Here is a 15,117-nt window from a genome sequence, read left to right as displayed (position 1 = left end):
TTTACAAGCCTCTCAAACTCGGGATAAGCAGGCCCGGCGGCGGGATAATCCAATCCCGCCGCCGAATCCTGGCGTCGTCTGCCGCGCATGACGCAAGTGGATGAGGCGCGGCACCGCACGTGCCGCGCCATCCGCCATCTGCAAAGTCCACTTCCGGCCGATCTGCAGCTTGGCTGCAGGGCCCTTGCCCGCCCACCATCGCGGGACACGCTGCAAGTACGTCCTTGTAAGCTCTGGCGCGGCATCCATGCCGCTCAAGGTCCCGCGACGGTGGGCGGGCAAGGACCTGGCGAGATGGTCGGTGCGCATGGTTGCCAGCAGTGCAGGCTGCGCCACGATTCCCGATTCCCGATTCCCGAACCACCAATCCCGGCCCCTCAGTGCCCGGCCGGCCTGGGCGGGCGCAGCAGGCTCAGCACGATGGTGGCGACCAGGATCGCCACCACCACGCCCAGCGACACCAGCACCGGGATCTTGTAGAGATCGATGATCATCATCTTGATGCCGATGAACACCAGGATCACCGCCAGGCCGTAGGGCAGCAGGTGGAAGCGGTCGGCCATGCCGGCCAGCAGGAAGAACATCGCGCGCAGGCCCAGCACCGCGAACACGTTGGAGGTGAGCACGATGAACGGGTCGGTGGTGATCGCGAAGATCGCCGGGATGCTGTCCACCGCGAAGATCACATCGATCACCGCGATCAAAATCAGCACCACGAACAGCGGCGTAAACCAGCGCTTGCCGTCCTTGATCACGCTGAGCAGGTTGCCGTGGTACTGCGGGCTCAGGCGCAGGTGCCCGCGCATCCAGCGCAGCACCGGGTTGGCTTCCAGATCCGGCTCCTTGCCGGCGGAGAACCACATCTTGATGCCGGTCAGCAGCAGAAACGCGCCGAACACGTAGAGCAGCCAATGGAACTTGGCCAGCAGCATCGAGCCGGCAAAGATCATGATCGCGCGCAGCACGATGGCACCCAGCACGCCGATGATCAGCACGCGCTGGCGCTGTTCTTCGGGCACGCCGAAGTAGGTCATCACCATCAGGAAGACGAAGATGTTGTCGACCGCCAGGGATTTTTCCACCAGGTAGCCGGTGAGGAACTGCAGCCCGATCTGGTCGGCCTGGGCGTCGCCGACGCTGCCTTGCAGGTACCACCACAGCCCGGCATTGAAGGCCAGCGCCAGCAGCACCCAACCGATGCTCCACCAGGTGGCTTCCTTGAAGGTGACCTTGTGGGCGCCGCCGTGGCGCATCAGCACCAGATCGATCAGCAGCGCGGCGATCACCACCACCGCGAAGCCACCCCATAACCACACGTTGCCCATGGTTTGCATAAGAATCCCGAAAAAAGTGAAAGCGGCCTGGACAGCCGGCGGGCTGAGGCCTTGTGACACGGAAATCGTGGATTCCGGGTGACGGACCTTCGCCTGCGCGGCGAAGGTCTCGCTCGCAACCGGCCGGGCCGGTTGCCGTTGCACCGGAGCGCTGCACATGGCGGGCTCGTAATGACGGCGACAACGCTGGGAGCTACTCCCCTTCTGCGCCCGATTCTGCGTGCACGGCGCAGGCACGTCAATCCAGCCGGATACAATGGGCCGATGAATATTCCAGTCCCCGTCGTCCGTCTCAAGAATGCCTGGCGCTCCAGCCACCCGTGGATCTTCCAGAAGCTGGTGGAAAAGCCCGCCGCCAAGCCCAAGCCCGGCACCATCGTCGATGTGGTCGGCGTGGATGGGGAATGGATTGGCCGCGGCTTCTACAACGGCCATTCGCGCATTGCCGTGCGCATCCTGGAAACCGACCAGTCGGTACCGGTGGATGCGGGCTGGTTCTCGCGCAAGATCGCCGCGGCAGTGAGCCTGCGCCGCGACTGGCTCAAGCTCGATGGCGTGTCCGACGCCTGGCGCGTGGTGCACAGCGAGGGCGACGGCCTGTCCGGCCTGGTGGTGGACCGCTACGGCGACCTGGTGGTGGTGGAGTTCTTCGCCGCCGGCATGTTCCGTCATCGCGAATGGATCTACGAGGCGCTGCGCGAACAGTTCCCCGGCTGCCGCTTCCACAGCTTTGCCGACGAACATGTGCAGAAGCAGGAAAGCTTCGATTTCCACAGCAACACCACCACCGAAGCGGCGGTGATCACCGAGCACGGCATCAAGTTCCGCGCCGACCCGGCCGGTGCGCACAAGACCGGTTTTTTCGCCGACCAGCGCGACAACCGCCAGTGGCTGAGCGAGCAGGTCGAAGGCAAGAGCGTGCTGGACCTGTGCTGTAACACCGGCGGCTTTGCGGTGTATGCCGCCGCGCGCGGTGCGGCCGAAGTGCTGGGCGTGGACATCGACGAAGACGTGATTGCCATTGCCAAGGGCAACGCCAAGCTCAATAACGTGCGGCCCAAGTTCGTGCAGGCCGACATCTTTCCGTGGCTGCGCGATGCGGCCAACCGCGGCGAGCAGTTCGATGTGGTGATCCTTGACCCGGCCAAGATGACCCGCGACCGCGATCAGGTGATTCCGGCGCTGAAGAAGTACCTGGACATGAACAAGCTGGCCTTGGGCGTGGTCAAGCCGGGCGGCCTGTTTGCCACCTTCTCGTGCACCGGCCTGGTCGCCGAGCAGGAGTTCCTGGACATGCTGCGGCGCGCGTCGTATTTCTCCGGGCGCACCATCCAGATCCTGAAGGTGGCCGGTGCCGGTCCCGATCATCCGTTCATGGCGCACGTGCAGGAATCGCGCTATCTGAAAGCGGTGTTCTGCCGGGTGATGTAGCAGCGCGTTGCGGCGAAAGACGCCCGCTGCCGTGTGGCAGGCAGCGGGCGTCTTTCGCGGCGCGATGCCATCGCCGGCCAGCAGTAGGTCAACGCAGACATGCAACCAGGAGCCGGCAGCCGATGACCTCCAGCGACGAAGACGAACGCAAGGCCCTGCGCCGCTTGCTGCGGCAGATCGAGCGGCCCAATGCCAGCCTGCTGGCCAGCAACTGGCCGGTGTTCGGCGTCTGGCTGCTGTTTTCCGGGGCTTTCATGTATCTGTTCCAGACTGGCGACGGTTCGCCGCTGCACCCGTTGCTGCTGGCGCTGGGCTCGACCTGTCTGGGCGTGTTCGGTGCGTGGATCGTGTTCCGTTCGGTGTGGGCGCGGCAATGGCCGCATGTGCGCGAACACATCGATGTGGACAGCGTGCGCGCGCGTCTGGCAGAACTGGACGACTGAGCGATATAGCGCGCGAGGCGGTTTGCGCGCGCTGCCAGGCAGATCAAACCGATCTGCAACGACGAGCGGCCGCCCGCGCCGTGGTTGCCGGCATGGCGGCGTCGCTCGACAGCATCGCGCGTGCGCACGCCATCGGCATCGCCGCAGAACTGCGCTTGCATCGCGCGTATCGCACGCCACGCCGCGCGGATCGACCGCAGCGCTGCAGCGTCCCACGTGTGGCCGCAGTGCGTGTAGCCAGCCGCTATGATCGGCTCACCCCCACTGCCTGTGAGATCGCATGCACCTGCGTTCGCTTTGCCTGTCTGCCACGTTGTTGCTGGCCGCTGCGCTGCCCGCACATGCGCTGGAGTTTTCCAAGGCCGAACTGGCGCGCGCGACTGCCCTGCAGAAACGCCTGGTCACGCTGGATTCGCATCTGGACACGCCTGCCAATCTGGAACGCGCCGACTTCGACGTCTTGCAGGCGCATGCCGGCAACCGCCTGTCCCAGGTGGATTACCCGCGCATGGTCGAAGGCGCGCTGGATGGTGGGTTCTGGGCGGTCTACACCGGGCAGGGCGATCGCAGTGCAGCCGCGCACCTGGACGATCGCGATGCCGGTCTGCAGCGCCTGCTGAAGATCCACACATTGGTGGCCGCGCAACCGCAGCGTTTTGCACTGGCCACCACGCCGGCCGACGCCGCGCGCATCAAGGCCGCCGGCAAGCGCGTGGTGTACATCAGCATGGAAAACGCCAGCCCGCTGGTAGCCGACCCCACCTTGCTGCGCTTCTATTACGCGCAGGGGCTGCGCTTGATGAGCACCGTGCACTTTCTCAACAACGAGTTCGCCGACTCGGCCACCGACCCCAAGGGCGCGGAGTGGAACGGCCTGAGCCCGGCCGGCAAACAGCTGGTGCAACAGGCGCAGGCGTTGGGCATCGTGATCGATCAATCGCATGCCTCCGATGCGGTGTTCGACCAGTTGATCGCGCTGTCGCCGGTGCCGATCGTGCTCTCGCACAGCGGTGCGCGCGCGGTCTACAACCACCCGCGCAATATCGACGATGCGCGCCTGAAGGTGCTGGCCGCGCATGGCGGGGTGATCCAGGTCAATTCCTACGGCGGCTACCTGGTGGACAGCGGCGCCAGCCCCGAGCGCAAGGCCGCCGAGAAGGCTCTCACCGACCAATACGGCGGCTGGGAGCACGTCAAGATCGCCGACGGTACCAAGCTCAGCGCCGCGCTGAAGGAGCTGGATGCGCGCTACCCGATCAAGCGCGCCACCGAAGAAGACTTCTTCGCGCATCTTGAGCACTTATTGGCAGTGGTCGGGCCCGAGCACGTGGGCATCGGCATGGATTGGGACGGCGGTGGCGGGGTGGTGGGCCTGGAAGATGTCTCCGACCTGCCGCGCATCACCGCGTGGCTGTTGCGCAAGGGCTACACCGAGCAGCAGATCGCCGGCATCTGGGGCGGCAACCTGTTGCGGGTGATGGGCCAGGCGCAGGCGTATGCGGCCGGGAAACGGGAATCGGGAGTGGGGAGGTAGTGCTGGGGGACCAGGGATTCGGGATTCGGGAATCGGGATTCGCAAAGCCGAGGCGGTGTGTCGTGTGGGGCTGGGTGCTGGCCGCCGGCTTGGTTGTGGGTGCAGGGCTGGGGTAGAGGCAGCGTTGCTGCCGCGGGCTCTTTCGCCGGATGGGCTGGTTGGGGCGCGCGCGGAGTGCGCCGCTAGGTGTCAGCCAAGCGGTGGGTCACGGGGCGCCGTCGCTGCATCGGGGCGGCCAGCCCTGCACCAACAGCATGGTGGCTGTTGCGTTCCGAACCCGGCACACGCCGGGAGCGGTTGCAGTTGATTTGGGCATTTGCACGAAAATTTGCGCGTGTCAGCCCGCAGACAGGCAACACCCTGACGATGATTCCGGGAAAACGCTCAATCTAGAATGCGTCGACCACCTGCCTGGTGTCGGTGCTGCCGCACTGCCCACCGGCTGGCCTTCCGACTGCTGGAGCGTGCGATGACCCAAGCCACCCGGCCCCTGCCGCCCTCCGATGACATGGGTCCGACCTACCGCAAGATCCTGTGGCGGCTGATCCCGTTCCTGTTCGTCTGCTACCTGTTCAATTACCTGGACCGGGTCAACGTGGGCTTTGCCAAGCTGCAGATGCTGGGCGACCTGGGCATGAGCGAGACCGTGTACGGGCTGGGCGCGGGCATTTTCTTCATCGGTTACCTGGCCTGCGGGGTGCCGAGCAATCTGATCCTGCAGCGCATCGGTGCCCGGCGCTGGGTGGCGATCATGATGGTCAGCTGGGGCCTGCTCTCCACCTGCCTGCTGTTCGTGCGCACCCCGGCCGGGTTCTACACCCTGCGCCTGCTCACCGGTGCGGCCGAGGCGGGCTTCTTTCCCGGCATCGTGCTGTACCTGACCCGCTGGTTCCCGCGTGCCCGGCATGGCCGGGTCATGACCGTGTTCATGTCGGCGATCCCGATCTCCGGGGTGCTGGGCGGGCCGTTGTCCGGCTGGATCCTGGATCACTTCTCGGCCGGGCAGGGCGGCCTGGCCGGCTGGCAATGGATGTTCCTGTTGCAGGGCCTGCCGACCGTGTTGCTGGGCATCGGGGTGTGGTTCCTGCTCAGCGACGGCGTGCAACAGGCCAGCTGGCTCAACCCGCGGGAAAAACAGGCCTTGGCACGCGTGCTGGCCGAGGACGAAGCAGGCAAGCCGGCCGGCGCGTCCACCTCGCTGGGCGCAGTGCTGCGCAATCCGGCGGTGTGGCTGCTGGGCACGGTGTACTTCTGCATCCAGAGCGGGGTGTATGCGATCAACTTCTGGCTGCCGTCGATCATCCAGGGCAGCGGCGTCACCGACCCCACCCGGATCGGCCTGATGAGCGCCATCCCGTACCTGGCCGCGGCGGTGTTCATGGTGCTGATGGGCCGCTCGGCCGATCGCCGCTGCGAGCGCCGCTGGCACCTGGTACTCCCGTTGCTGATGGGAGCGGCCGGGCTGTGCATCGCCGCCAGCGTCACCGACAACCTGGCTCTGGCCCTGTTCGGCATGACCCTGGCCACGATGGGGGCGGTCAGCGGCTTGCCGCTGTTCTGGCCGCTGACCAACGGCTTTCTCACCGCCGCCGCCGCCGCTGGTGGGCTGGCGCTGATCAACTCCACCGGCCAGGTCGCCGGCTTCGTCAGCCCGTACCTGGTGGGCTGGATCAAGGACGCCACCCACAGCACCGAGCTGGCGCTGTATGTGCTGGCCGGGGCCATGCTGCTGGGCGCCGCGCTGGTGCTGCGGGTGCCGGCACGCGCGGTGAACCAGTGATGCGTCCGTCCCAGCGAGTGTGCCCATGAAGATCGTCATCGCCCCCGATTCCTACAAGGAAAGCCTGTCCGCGCTGGAGGTCGCCACCCAGATCGAGGCCGGCTTCCGCGAGGTGTTCCCCGATTGGCAGTACCGCAAGGTGCCGGTCGCCGATGGCGGCGAAGGCACGGTCGATGCGCTGGTGGCGGCCACCGGCGGGCGGGTGATCGACTGCACGGTCAGCGGCCCGCTCGGCACCCCGGTGCAGGCGTTCTTCGGCCTGACCGGCGACGGCCGTACCGCGGTGATCGAAATGGCCGCCGCCAGCGGCCTGGCACTGGTGCCGCCGGCCGAGCGCGCGCCGCTGCGCACCAGTACCGCGGGCGTGGGCGAGTTGATCCTGGCCGCGCTGGATGCCGGCGCGCGGCGCTTCATCATCGGCATCGGCGGCAGCGCCACCAACGACGGCGGCGCCGGCCTGGCGCAGGCGCTGGGCGTGCGGCTGCTGGATGCGCAGGGCGAGTCGATCGGCCCCGGTGGCGGCGCGCTGGCGACGCTGGCGCGGATCGATACCCAGGACCTGGACCGGCGGCTGCAGGACTGCCAGTTCGAAGTGGCCTGCGATGTGGACAACCCGCTGATCGGCCCGACCGGCGCCTCGGCGGTATTCGGCCCGCAGAAGGGTGCCACCCCCAGCATGGTGCGCCAGCTCGACAGCAACCTGCAGCGCTACGCCGATGTGCTGCAACGCGACCTGGGACTGCGCCTGCACGACCTGCCCGGCGGCGGTGCGGCCGGCGGCCTGGGCGCGGCGCTGGTGGCCTACCTGGGTGCGCAGTTGCGGCCCGGGGTGGAGATCGTCGCGCAGGCGCTCGGGCTGGATGCCCTGGTCGCCCAGGCCGATCTGGTCATCACCGGCGAAGGCCGCCTGGACAGCCAGAGCCTGCACGGCAAGACCCCGGTGGGCGTGGCGCGGGTGGCGCAACGACACAGCAAGCCGGTGATCGCCATCGCCGGTTGCCTGGGCAACGGCGCCGCGCTGCTGCATGGGCACGGCATCGACGCGATGTTTGCGGTGGTGCATCGCGCCTGCACGGTGGAGCAGGCGCTGGCCGAAGCCGCCAGCAACGTGCGCATCGCCGCCCGCAATGTGGCTGCGGCGCTGCAGCTGGGCGGGGCATTGGCACAGGTCGGGTCGGGGCGCGAGCGGGGCTGACGGCAGTGCCCGGGTGGCTCGGAGGGGCGGGGCGCCCGCGCTCGCGTTCGGGCCAGCCTCCTGGACAGGGTGCGCGCCCACTGCATGTGCGACCGATCCGCGCGAAGGCGGTCAGCGTTCTTCGCACCGATCCCGGGCATCGGCCGCAACTGCTCCCGTCACACACCTGCCGAACATCCGCGAAGCGAACATGCCACCGTGACCGCTCCTGATCGCGGCAACAGACCCCCGCCCATGCTCACGCTCGACCGCACCCTGGCGCAGTCCATTGTCGACCGCGCGATGACCATCATCGACGGCAACGTCAATGTGATGGACCACTCCGGCGTCATCATCGCCAGCGGCGAGCCGGCGCGGATCAGCCAGCTGCACGAAGGTGCGTTGCTGGTGCTGTCCCGGCAGGGCCGGGTGGAGATCGATGCCGCCCTGGCGCAGCAGCTGGATGCGGTGCGCCCCGGCGTCAACCTGCCGCTGATCGCCGAGGGCCGCATCGTCGGCTGCGTCGGGCTGACCGGCGACCCGCAGCGCATCGGGCAACAGGCCGAGCTGGTGCGCATGGCCGCCGAAGCGATGCTGGAACAGGCCGGGCTGCTGCGCCTGCTGGCACGCGACGCGCGCCTGCGCGAAGAGGTCACGCTGGGCCTGATCCGGCCCGAGGGCCCGACCCCGGCGCTGGCCGGCTGGGCCGAGCGGCTCGGGATCGCGCTGGACCTGCCGCGCGTGGCCGCGGTGATCGAAGTGGAAAGCGATAGCCTGGACCTGGACGCGATGCTGGTGGAACTGCAGCGCCTGCACACCCTGCTGTCCACGCCCGAGCGCGGCAACCTGATCGCCGCCACCGCGCTCAACGAGCTGGTGGTGCTCAAGCCGGCACTGGACCGGCGTGGCCACTGGGACGTGGCGGAGCAACGCCGTCGCGCGCACAGCCTGCTCGAGCGCATGCGCGCCAGCAGCCGGCTGCGGATCCGGCTGGCCCTGGGCCAGTATTTTCCGCAGTCCAACGGCCTGGCGTTGTCGCACCAGATCGCGCGCACCACCATGCGCATCGGCAAGGCGCGCACCCCGCACGCCGACGCCTTCTTCTACGACGATTACCGCCTGCCGGTGCTGGTGGACGACCTGCGCCAGGCCTGGCAGGCCGAGGAATTGCGCAAGCCGCTGCAGGCACTGCTGGCGCAGGACCGTCGCAGTCAGTTGCTGAAGACCTTGTCGGTCTGGTTCGGCGCCGGCATGCGCATGGCCCCCACCGCCAAGACGCTGGGCATTCATCGCAACACCCTGGATTACCGCATGCAGCGCATCCAGGAACTGTGCGCGGTGGACCTGGGCAACACCGACGACTGCATGCGCCTGTACCTGGCGCTGCAGATGCGCCACGACAGCGCCGCAACCACGCCGAACACCGACGCGCACGCCCCCGACTGAGCGGCGCCACAACCGCCGCAACGCTGCCCTGTGCAGTGGCGCACGGAACGCCGCCTTGGCTGGTATGCGCAGTCCGCTAGACTGCGCGGATTGCCCGGCCGCGAGCGCTCCGTTGAACCAGTGCGATACCGTCGTGTCATCTGCGTCTAGCGAGGCCCAGCGCCTGGCACGTCTGGCGTTGTTGCAGGTGGTCGACACTGCCGCCGAGCCGTTCTTCGACGCGCTGGCCGCTGCCGCGCAGGCGATCGCCGGTACCCCCATCGCGCTGGTCTCGCTGGTGGACGAACATCGGCAGTGGTGGAAGGCCAACATCGGCCTGCCGGGGGTTTCGGAAACCCCACGCGAGCTGGCGTTCTGCGCCTACACCATCCAGGGCGATGCGGTGATGGAAGTGCGCGACGCGCCGGCCGACCCACGCTTCCACGACAACGCCCTGGTCACCGATGCGCCCGGTATCCGTTATTACGCCGGCGCCCCCATCGTGCTGCCGGATGGTTTACGCATGGGCACGGTGTGCGTGATCGACCAGCGCCCGCGCGCGCTGGAGCCGGCGCAGTTGCAGGCCTTGCAGCAACTGGCCAGGGTGGCCGCCGAAGGCCTGGAGCAACGCCGCGTGATGCTCGAGCGCGAGGCGGCCAATGCCCAGCTGCAGCAGCGGCTGCGCGAGAGCGAAGCGTTTCTGGAGCGCACCGGCCGGGTGGCCGGGGTCGGCGGGTGGGAGGTGGACGTGGCCAGCGGCACGCTGATCTGGTCGGACCAGACCTGCCGCCTGCACGATGTTCCGCCCGGTTACCGGCCCAGCCTGACCGAGGCGATCGGCTTCTATCCGCTGGAAGCGCGCGCGGTCATCACCGAAGCGGTCGAAGCCTGCGTGCGGGACGGCACGTCCTGGGATCTGGAGCTGCCGCTGACCAGCGCCACCGGGCGACGGCTATGGGTGCACAGCACCGGCTCGGTGGAACACGTGGATGGGCGCATGCGCCTGATCGGTGCGGTCCAGGACGTGACCGACCGGCACCAGGCGGTGGACGCGCTGGCCGCCAGCGAGCGCAAGTTCCGCAAGATGTTCCAGTACAGCCTGGGCCTGATCTGCACCCACGACATGCATGGCCGGCTGGTCAGCATCAACCCGGCCGCCGCACGCTCGCTCGGCCGCAGCGTCGAGCAGATGGAAGGCCGCTCGCTGGTGGAATTCGTGCGCCCCGAGCGCCACGCCGCCTTGCGCGGGTACCTCTCGCGGATGGTGCTCGATGGCCAGGATTCGGGAGTGATCGAACTGGTGGCCGGCGACGGCAGCCTGCGCCATTGGCAGTACCACAACGTGCTGGACGTGGAATCCGACGCCACGGTGGTGCTGGCGCATGCCCAGGACATCACCAACCAGTACCGGCAGGAGAAGCAGCTGCTGGAATGGTCGTTCACCGACCCGCTGACCAACTGCTACAACCGCCGCTTCCTGGACGAACTGGACAAGCGCGACCCCAGCGTGCGCTGGGGCTGCATCGTGGTGGACCTGGACAAGTTCAAACTGGTCAACGACACCCATGGCCATCAACGCGGCGACGAGGTGTTGGTGCAGATGGCATGGTTCCTCAACCAGCCGCTGCGCACCCAGGACCGCCTGGTACGCCTGGGCGGCGACGAATTCCTGGTGTTGCTGCACCAGGCCACCCAGGCACAGCTGGATGCGTTGACGCGCGACTACATGGGGGCCATCGAGGACGCGCCGATCCGCTTCACCCTCGGCACCGCCCTGCGCCAGGACGGCGAAGCGCTGGCGGCGGTGGTCGATCGCGCCGACCACTCGCTGTACTCGCTGCGCCGCGCCCGCCGCGGCACCGGCACCAGCGACCAGCGCTGAGCTTGCGTACACCCGAAAGCTGCACCGGACCCAGGTGACCGGCGGGAACGCGTGCCGATGAATACGCGATCGCCTATCATGTAAACGTTTACAACTACATGGATTGGAATGGATACCTTCGATCGCACCCAGCTCAGCCCCAAGTGGCAATTCCGCTTCGCCTTCTTCGACCGTCACGGCGGTCCCAGGGACCCTGCCTACAAAGAGGCGCTCAAGACCCTGCCGTTCGGGGAGAAGCTCAAGGTGGGCATGAACTTCTACGCGTTGTTCTTCGGCTTCATCTATTTCTTCATCCTGGGCCTGTGGCGCAAGGCGCTGGGCCTGATCGGCGTCGGCCTGGTGGTCGGCATCGTAGCCTCGTTCCTGCCCGCATCGATCGGTAACGCGCTGAGCATTCCACTGGCCCTGCTGGCCGGCATGAGCGCCAACTACGCCTACTACCTAGACAAGGTGAAGGGCAGCACCAGCTTCAACCCGTTCGAAGGCATGCGCTGGTAAGCCACCGTCGGGCCGCGGACCCCCCACCGACGCCCTGCCGCCAAGCCCGGTCCTGTGACCGGGCTTTTTTGTGGGCCAAGCGCGCCGACCTGAGGACAAACGTGTGGGCATCCTTTGCATGCCAGATGGCAGAGGATCGCGGGAGAAGCACATCCAATCCTCGCCGTACGCGACTCATGCCGCGCAGGCACAGACGCGATCGCAGCAACGCCAGGATTTGAGAATAGGCCTCGCTGCACGGCCATGCGTGCTGGGCAGCCTCCCGCGCACGCTGCGAGCGGGGTTGTCGGCGCAGAGCACCCTCCGATCCGGCAGCGCCACGGCTGGCGCAACGGCGTTTGGCCCTGGAAATGGGTGCAGGACCAACTGCCATCCGGGCAGCGTCGGAAGTCACAGCCGGGCTCATCCGTTAGCGAAGCTGGCAAGGCGTTTGGGTCCGATACTCCAAACCATTGATCCAAAAGACGTCTCTACCTCGAAGATGCGCTTGAGCCCGCCAGGATTGTTGCGTCGCGGCGTGGTGTGGGTGCTGCCGCATGCTTAATCTTTGCCAACACATGACACACCGCCCTGCTGGTTTTAGATCGATCCAAGCGCGCCAATCGCCCGCAAGTGTTTGAAAAGACGTTGTCTTTCCGTCGCACCATTACCCTCGACGAGACGCTTGAATGACCGCTTTCCGCCATTGCCGCCACACCCGCCTGTCGCAGGCGCTGCTGTTCGCATCACTGTCGCCCCTGGCTGGCCTGGCCCAGCAGACCCCCGCTCCGCAACAGCTGGACGCGGTCACCGTCACCGGCTCGCGCATCAAGCGCGTGCAGGCCGAAGGCCCGGCGCCGGTGCAGATCATCGGCGCCGACGAGATCCGCGCCCAGGGCTTCACCACCGTCTACGACATGCTCGGCACGCTCAACCAGGCCATCGGCACGGTGGAGGCGGACGTCAGCTGGGGCTCGCATACGCCCAATGCCAGCCCGCTCAACCTGCGCAACCTCGGCCCCAACCGCAGCCTGTTGCTGGTCAACGGCCGCCGTGTGGCCGATTACCCGTTGCCGTACAACGGCCAGAGCAACGTTTCCAACTACAGCAACATCCCGGCCGCGGCGGTGGACCGGGTGGAAGTGCTCACCGGCGGCGCCTCGGCCATCTACGGCTCGGACGCGATCGCCGGCGTGGTCAACGTGATCCTCAAGCAGAACTACAGCGGCGATCAGTTCCGCATGCGCGGCGGCACCTCCACCGAGGGCGGCCGCGACACCGCCGACGTGTCCTGGGCCGGCGGGCGCACCGGCGACCACTGGAGCGTGACCTACGCGCTGCAGTACACCAGCCGCGACCCGCTGTTCGGCCGCGATCGCCCGCAGATGGACGACGCCAGCGATGCGCCCTATAGCGCCTGGACCACCGAACAGCGGCGGGTGGGGTTTCGCCCCAGCAGCGGCATTGCGCTGATCGACAATGCCACCGGCACCCGCCAGGCGCCGCCGCCCGGTGCCTGCGATCAGTTCGGCGGCGAGTACTACCTGGCCGACCGGCTGCTCTACAACCGCAATACCGGCGTCACCACCAATACCGGCCAGCTGTGCGGGCTGAGCGCCGACTACGGCCAATGGCTGCTGCGCAGCGGCGGCAAGGACCTGTCCGGGTATCTGTACGGCACCTGGGAGTTCGGCAACGGCGTACAGGCCTGGACCAACCTGGCGGTGTTCGACTCCGAAGCGCAATGGGGCACCTCGCCGCCCTATGTGCAACTGCCGGCCGAGCTGGACTATCCGGCCTTTTACGATACCGCCAGCGGCCAGCAGCTGATCGGCGTGCGCCAGTTCACCGCCAGCGAGGTCGGCAGCCAGGCCGGCCTGCGCAACCGCAATCGCGAGCGCTCCTGGGACATCAGCGCCGGGCTGCGCGGCACCCTGGCCGACGGCCGCTTCGACTGGGAAGCCTCGCTGGGGCGCTCGTACTACCGGGTACAGGAGCGCATTTCCACGGTCGATTGGCAGCGCGCCAACGACTACTTCCTGGGCCCGCAGCAGGGCACGGTGGACGGGCTGCCGGCCTACACGCTGGACCGCGCGCGCTGGTGGACCCCGCTGACGCCAGGCCAGTACGCGCAGATCGGCGCGCATTCGGTCAACCGCGCCGCGTCCTGGGTCAACCAGGGAGCGCTCAGCCTGAGCGGTCGGCTGTTCGAGGGCTGGGCCGGACCGGTCGAATTCGCCGCGGTGCTGGAAGCGGCCCAGCAAGGGTATCGGCTCAATCCGGACCCGCGTGCCAATGTCGATTACGAAGTGCAGAACGTCGACCGCGGCGGCGGCGAGCGCACCCGCTACTCGGGCGGCCTGGAGTTCGGCGTGCCGTTGACCGCCACGCTCACCGCCACCCTGGCCGGCCGCTTTGATCGCTATGGCGACTACACCGCATTCAACGACGCCGCCGATCAGTTGGACATCGGCACCCAGAAGGAATCCACCTGGAGCGCCGGCCTGCAGTGGCGGCCGATCGACAGCCTGCTGCTGCGCGGCAGCTACGCCACCAGCTTCCGCGCCCCGGACATGCATTACCTGCTAGGACAACCCAGCTCGGCGCAGGTGCGCACGCTCGACCAGTACCGCTGCATCGCCAGCGGTGCCTACCAGATCAACAACTGCACCGGCGACAACACCGCGGTGACCTATCCCTTCGCGATCAATCGCCGCGGCACCCCGGATCTGGAGTCGGAACTGGGCAATTCCTGGACGGTGGGGTTTGTCTGGGATGCGTTCGAGAACCTGTCGTTGACCGCCGACTTCTGGCGCATCCATCTGGAAGAAGAGATCCGCGACATCGATGAAACCACCATCCTGCGCGACGAGGCCGGCTGCCGCACCGGGCTGACCATCACGCCTGGGCAGGCCTGGTCCAACCCGGGCGGCGCCGATTACTGCGCCTCGATCCTGGCGCGCGTGCAGCGCAATGCGGCCGGCGCCATCACCGCCATCGAGCGCGGGCCGATCAACCTGGCCCAGCGCGATGTCAGCGGCATCGACCTGTCGGCGCGCTACCAGCTCAAGACCGGTGTCGGCGATTTCCAGATGGGGCTCGACTACACCAACCTGCGCTCGATGCGCGAGCAGACCTACCGCACCGACCCCAATCCCGAGCGTCGCGACCGCGATATCCGCAGCAAGCTGCGCGGCAGCGTGAGCTGGCTGTACGGCAACTGGAATGCCACCGTCTATGGCGATCGCGTCGGCGCGGTGCCGGGCGTGCGTTCGCACTGGGGCCTGGACCGGCTGGACAACCCCGGCGGCTGCGTGCCGTTCGCCGATGGCGACGTGCCCGACGACCGCGCCAACTGCACCGACACCGATCCGGCCAGCCCCACCTTCGGCCAGAGCACCCGCAAGTACTACGGCCGCATCGGCCCGGCGATCACCTGGAATATCAATGTCGGCTACCGCATCACGCCGGCGATGAAGCTCAACCTGTACGTCAACAACGTTTTCAACAGCACCGGCTACAACCACAAGGATCCGTACAAACTCGATTACGAGTTCTATAACAGCCGCCTGTTCAGCCCGGTCGGGCGCGAGATCGCGGCAGAATACGTGTTCGATTTTTGAAGCGCGCAATCGGC

The 15,117-nt window shown here is 67.4% G+C and carries 10 protein-coding genes; 9 read left to right on the top strand and 1 reads right to left on the bottom strand.

Annotated features, from left to right (window positions below; genetic code table 11):
* Positions 1–377: 377 nt before the first annotated feature.
* Positions 378–1,334, bottom strand: coding sequence for a TerC family protein (locus ACCQ15_RS21610; RefSeq protein ID WP_372381065.1), 957 nt, complete (start codon positions 1,332–1,334; stop codon positions 378–380).
* Positions 1,335–1,598: 264 nt separating this feature from the next.
* On the opposite strand from ACCQ15_RS21610, the gene ACCQ15_RS21605 reads away from it, so the two are divergent.
* The 9 genes from ACCQ15_RS21605 (at position 1,599) to ACCQ15_RS21565 (ending at position 15,103) form a co-directional block, all read left to right on the top strand.
* Positions 1,599–2,765: a class I SAM-dependent rRNA methyltransferase gene (locus ACCQ15_RS21605; RefSeq protein ID WP_008573115.1), complete on the top strand. Its 1,167-nt coding sequence runs from the start codon at positions 1,599–1,601 to the stop codon at positions 2,763–2,765.
* Between the two features lie 122 nt (positions 2,766–2,887).
* Positions 2,888–3,208, top strand: coding sequence for a hypothetical protein (locus ACCQ15_RS21600; RefSeq protein ID WP_003482258.1), 321 nt, complete (start codon positions 2,888–2,890; stop codon positions 3,206–3,208).
* A 280-nt stretch (positions 3,209–3,488) separates the two neighbouring features.
* Positions 3,489–4,742: a dipeptidase gene (locus tag ACCQ15_RS21595; protein WP_008573114.1), complete on the top strand. Its 1,254-nt coding sequence runs from the start codon at positions 3,489–3,491 to the stop codon at positions 4,740–4,742.
* A gap of 469 nt (positions 4,743–5,211) precedes the next feature.
* Positions 5,212–6,522, top strand: a complete 1,311-nt coding sequence (locus ACCQ15_RS21590; protein WP_372381064.1) for an MFS transporter — start codon at positions 5,212–5,214, stop codon at positions 6,520–6,522.
* Positions 6,523–6,547: 25 nt separating this feature from the next.
* On the top strand, positions 6,548–7,717 hold the full coding sequence (locus ACCQ15_RS21585; protein WP_031425264.1) for a glycerate kinase: 1,170 nt from the start codon (positions 6,548–6,550) through the stop codon (positions 7,715–7,717).
* Between the two features lie 234 nt (positions 7,718–7,951).
* The gene (locus ACCQ15_RS21580) at positions 7,952–9,142 is read left to right on the top strand and encodes a sugar diacid recognition domain-containing protein (RefSeq protein WP_372381063.1); all 1,191 of its coding nucleotides are present in this window, start codon (positions 7,952–7,954) and stop codon (positions 9,140–9,142) included.
* A 112-nt stretch (positions 9,143–9,254) separates the two neighbouring features.
* Entirely contained in the window at positions 9,255–11,003 is a 1,749-nt protein-coding gene (locus ACCQ15_RS21575) for a sensor domain-containing diguanylate cyclase (protein ID WP_029820551.1), read from the top strand.
* A gap of 108 nt (positions 11,004–11,111) precedes the next feature.
* Positions 11,112–11,501 (top strand): DUF2628 domain-containing protein, encoded by a 390-nt coding sequence (locus ACCQ15_RS21570; RefSeq protein ID WP_008573104.1) that lies wholly within the window; start codon positions 11,112–11,114, stop codon positions 11,499–11,501.
* 668 nt (positions 11,502–12,169) lie between these two features.
* Positions 12,170–15,103, top strand: a complete 2,934-nt coding sequence (locus ACCQ15_RS21565) for a TonB-dependent receptor domain-containing protein (protein WP_372381062.1) — start codon at positions 12,170–12,172, stop codon at positions 15,101–15,103.
* Positions 15,104–15,117 lie beyond the last annotated feature (14 nt).

This window comes from Xanthomonas sp. NCPPB 1754 (assembly GCF_041475725.2).
GTDB lineage: Bacteria > Pseudomonadota > Gammaproteobacteria > Xanthomonadales > Xanthomonadaceae > Xanthomonas > Xanthomonas euvesicatoria.
Note: the sequence above shows the minus strand (reverse complement) of the source record. Positions and strands in the feature narration are given on the sequence as shown.

Excerpts from the sequence above, each read along its gene's own strand:
- ACCQ15_RS21610 (WP_372381065.1), bottom strand. The coding sequence starts at position 1,334 with ATGCAAACCATGGGCAACGTGTGGTTATGGGGTGGCTTCGCGGTGGTG.
- ACCQ15_RS21605 (WP_008573115.1), top strand. The coding sequence starts at position 1,599 with ATGAATATTCCAGTCCCCGTCGTCCGTCTCAAGAATGCCTGGCGCTCC.
- ACCQ15_RS21600 (WP_003482258.1), top strand. The coding sequence starts at position 2,888 with ATGACCTCCAGCGACGAAGACGAACGCAAGGCCCTGCGCCGCTTGCTG.
- ACCQ15_RS21595 (WP_008573114.1), top strand. The coding sequence starts at position 3,489 with ATGCACCTGCGTTCGCTTTGCCTGTCTGCCACGTTGTTGCTGGCCGCT.
- ACCQ15_RS21590 (WP_372381064.1), top strand. The coding sequence starts at position 5,212 with ATGACCCAAGCCACCCGGCCCCTGCCGCCCTCCGATGACATGGGTCCG.
- ACCQ15_RS21585 (WP_031425264.1), top strand. The coding sequence starts at position 6,548 with ATGAAGATCGTCATCGCCCCCGATTCCTACAAGGAAAGCCTGTCCGCG.
- ACCQ15_RS21580 (WP_372381063.1), top strand. The coding sequence starts at position 7,952 with ATGCTCACGCTCGACCGCACCCTGGCGCAGTCCATTGTCGACCGCGCG.
- ACCQ15_RS21570 (WP_008573104.1), top strand. The coding sequence starts at position 11,112 with ATGGATACCTTCGATCGCACCCAGCTCAGCCCCAAGTGGCAATTCCGC.
- ACCQ15_RS21565 (WP_372381062.1), top strand. The coding sequence starts at position 12,170 with ATGACCGCTTTCCGCCATTGCCGCCACACCCGCCTGTCGCAGGCGCTG.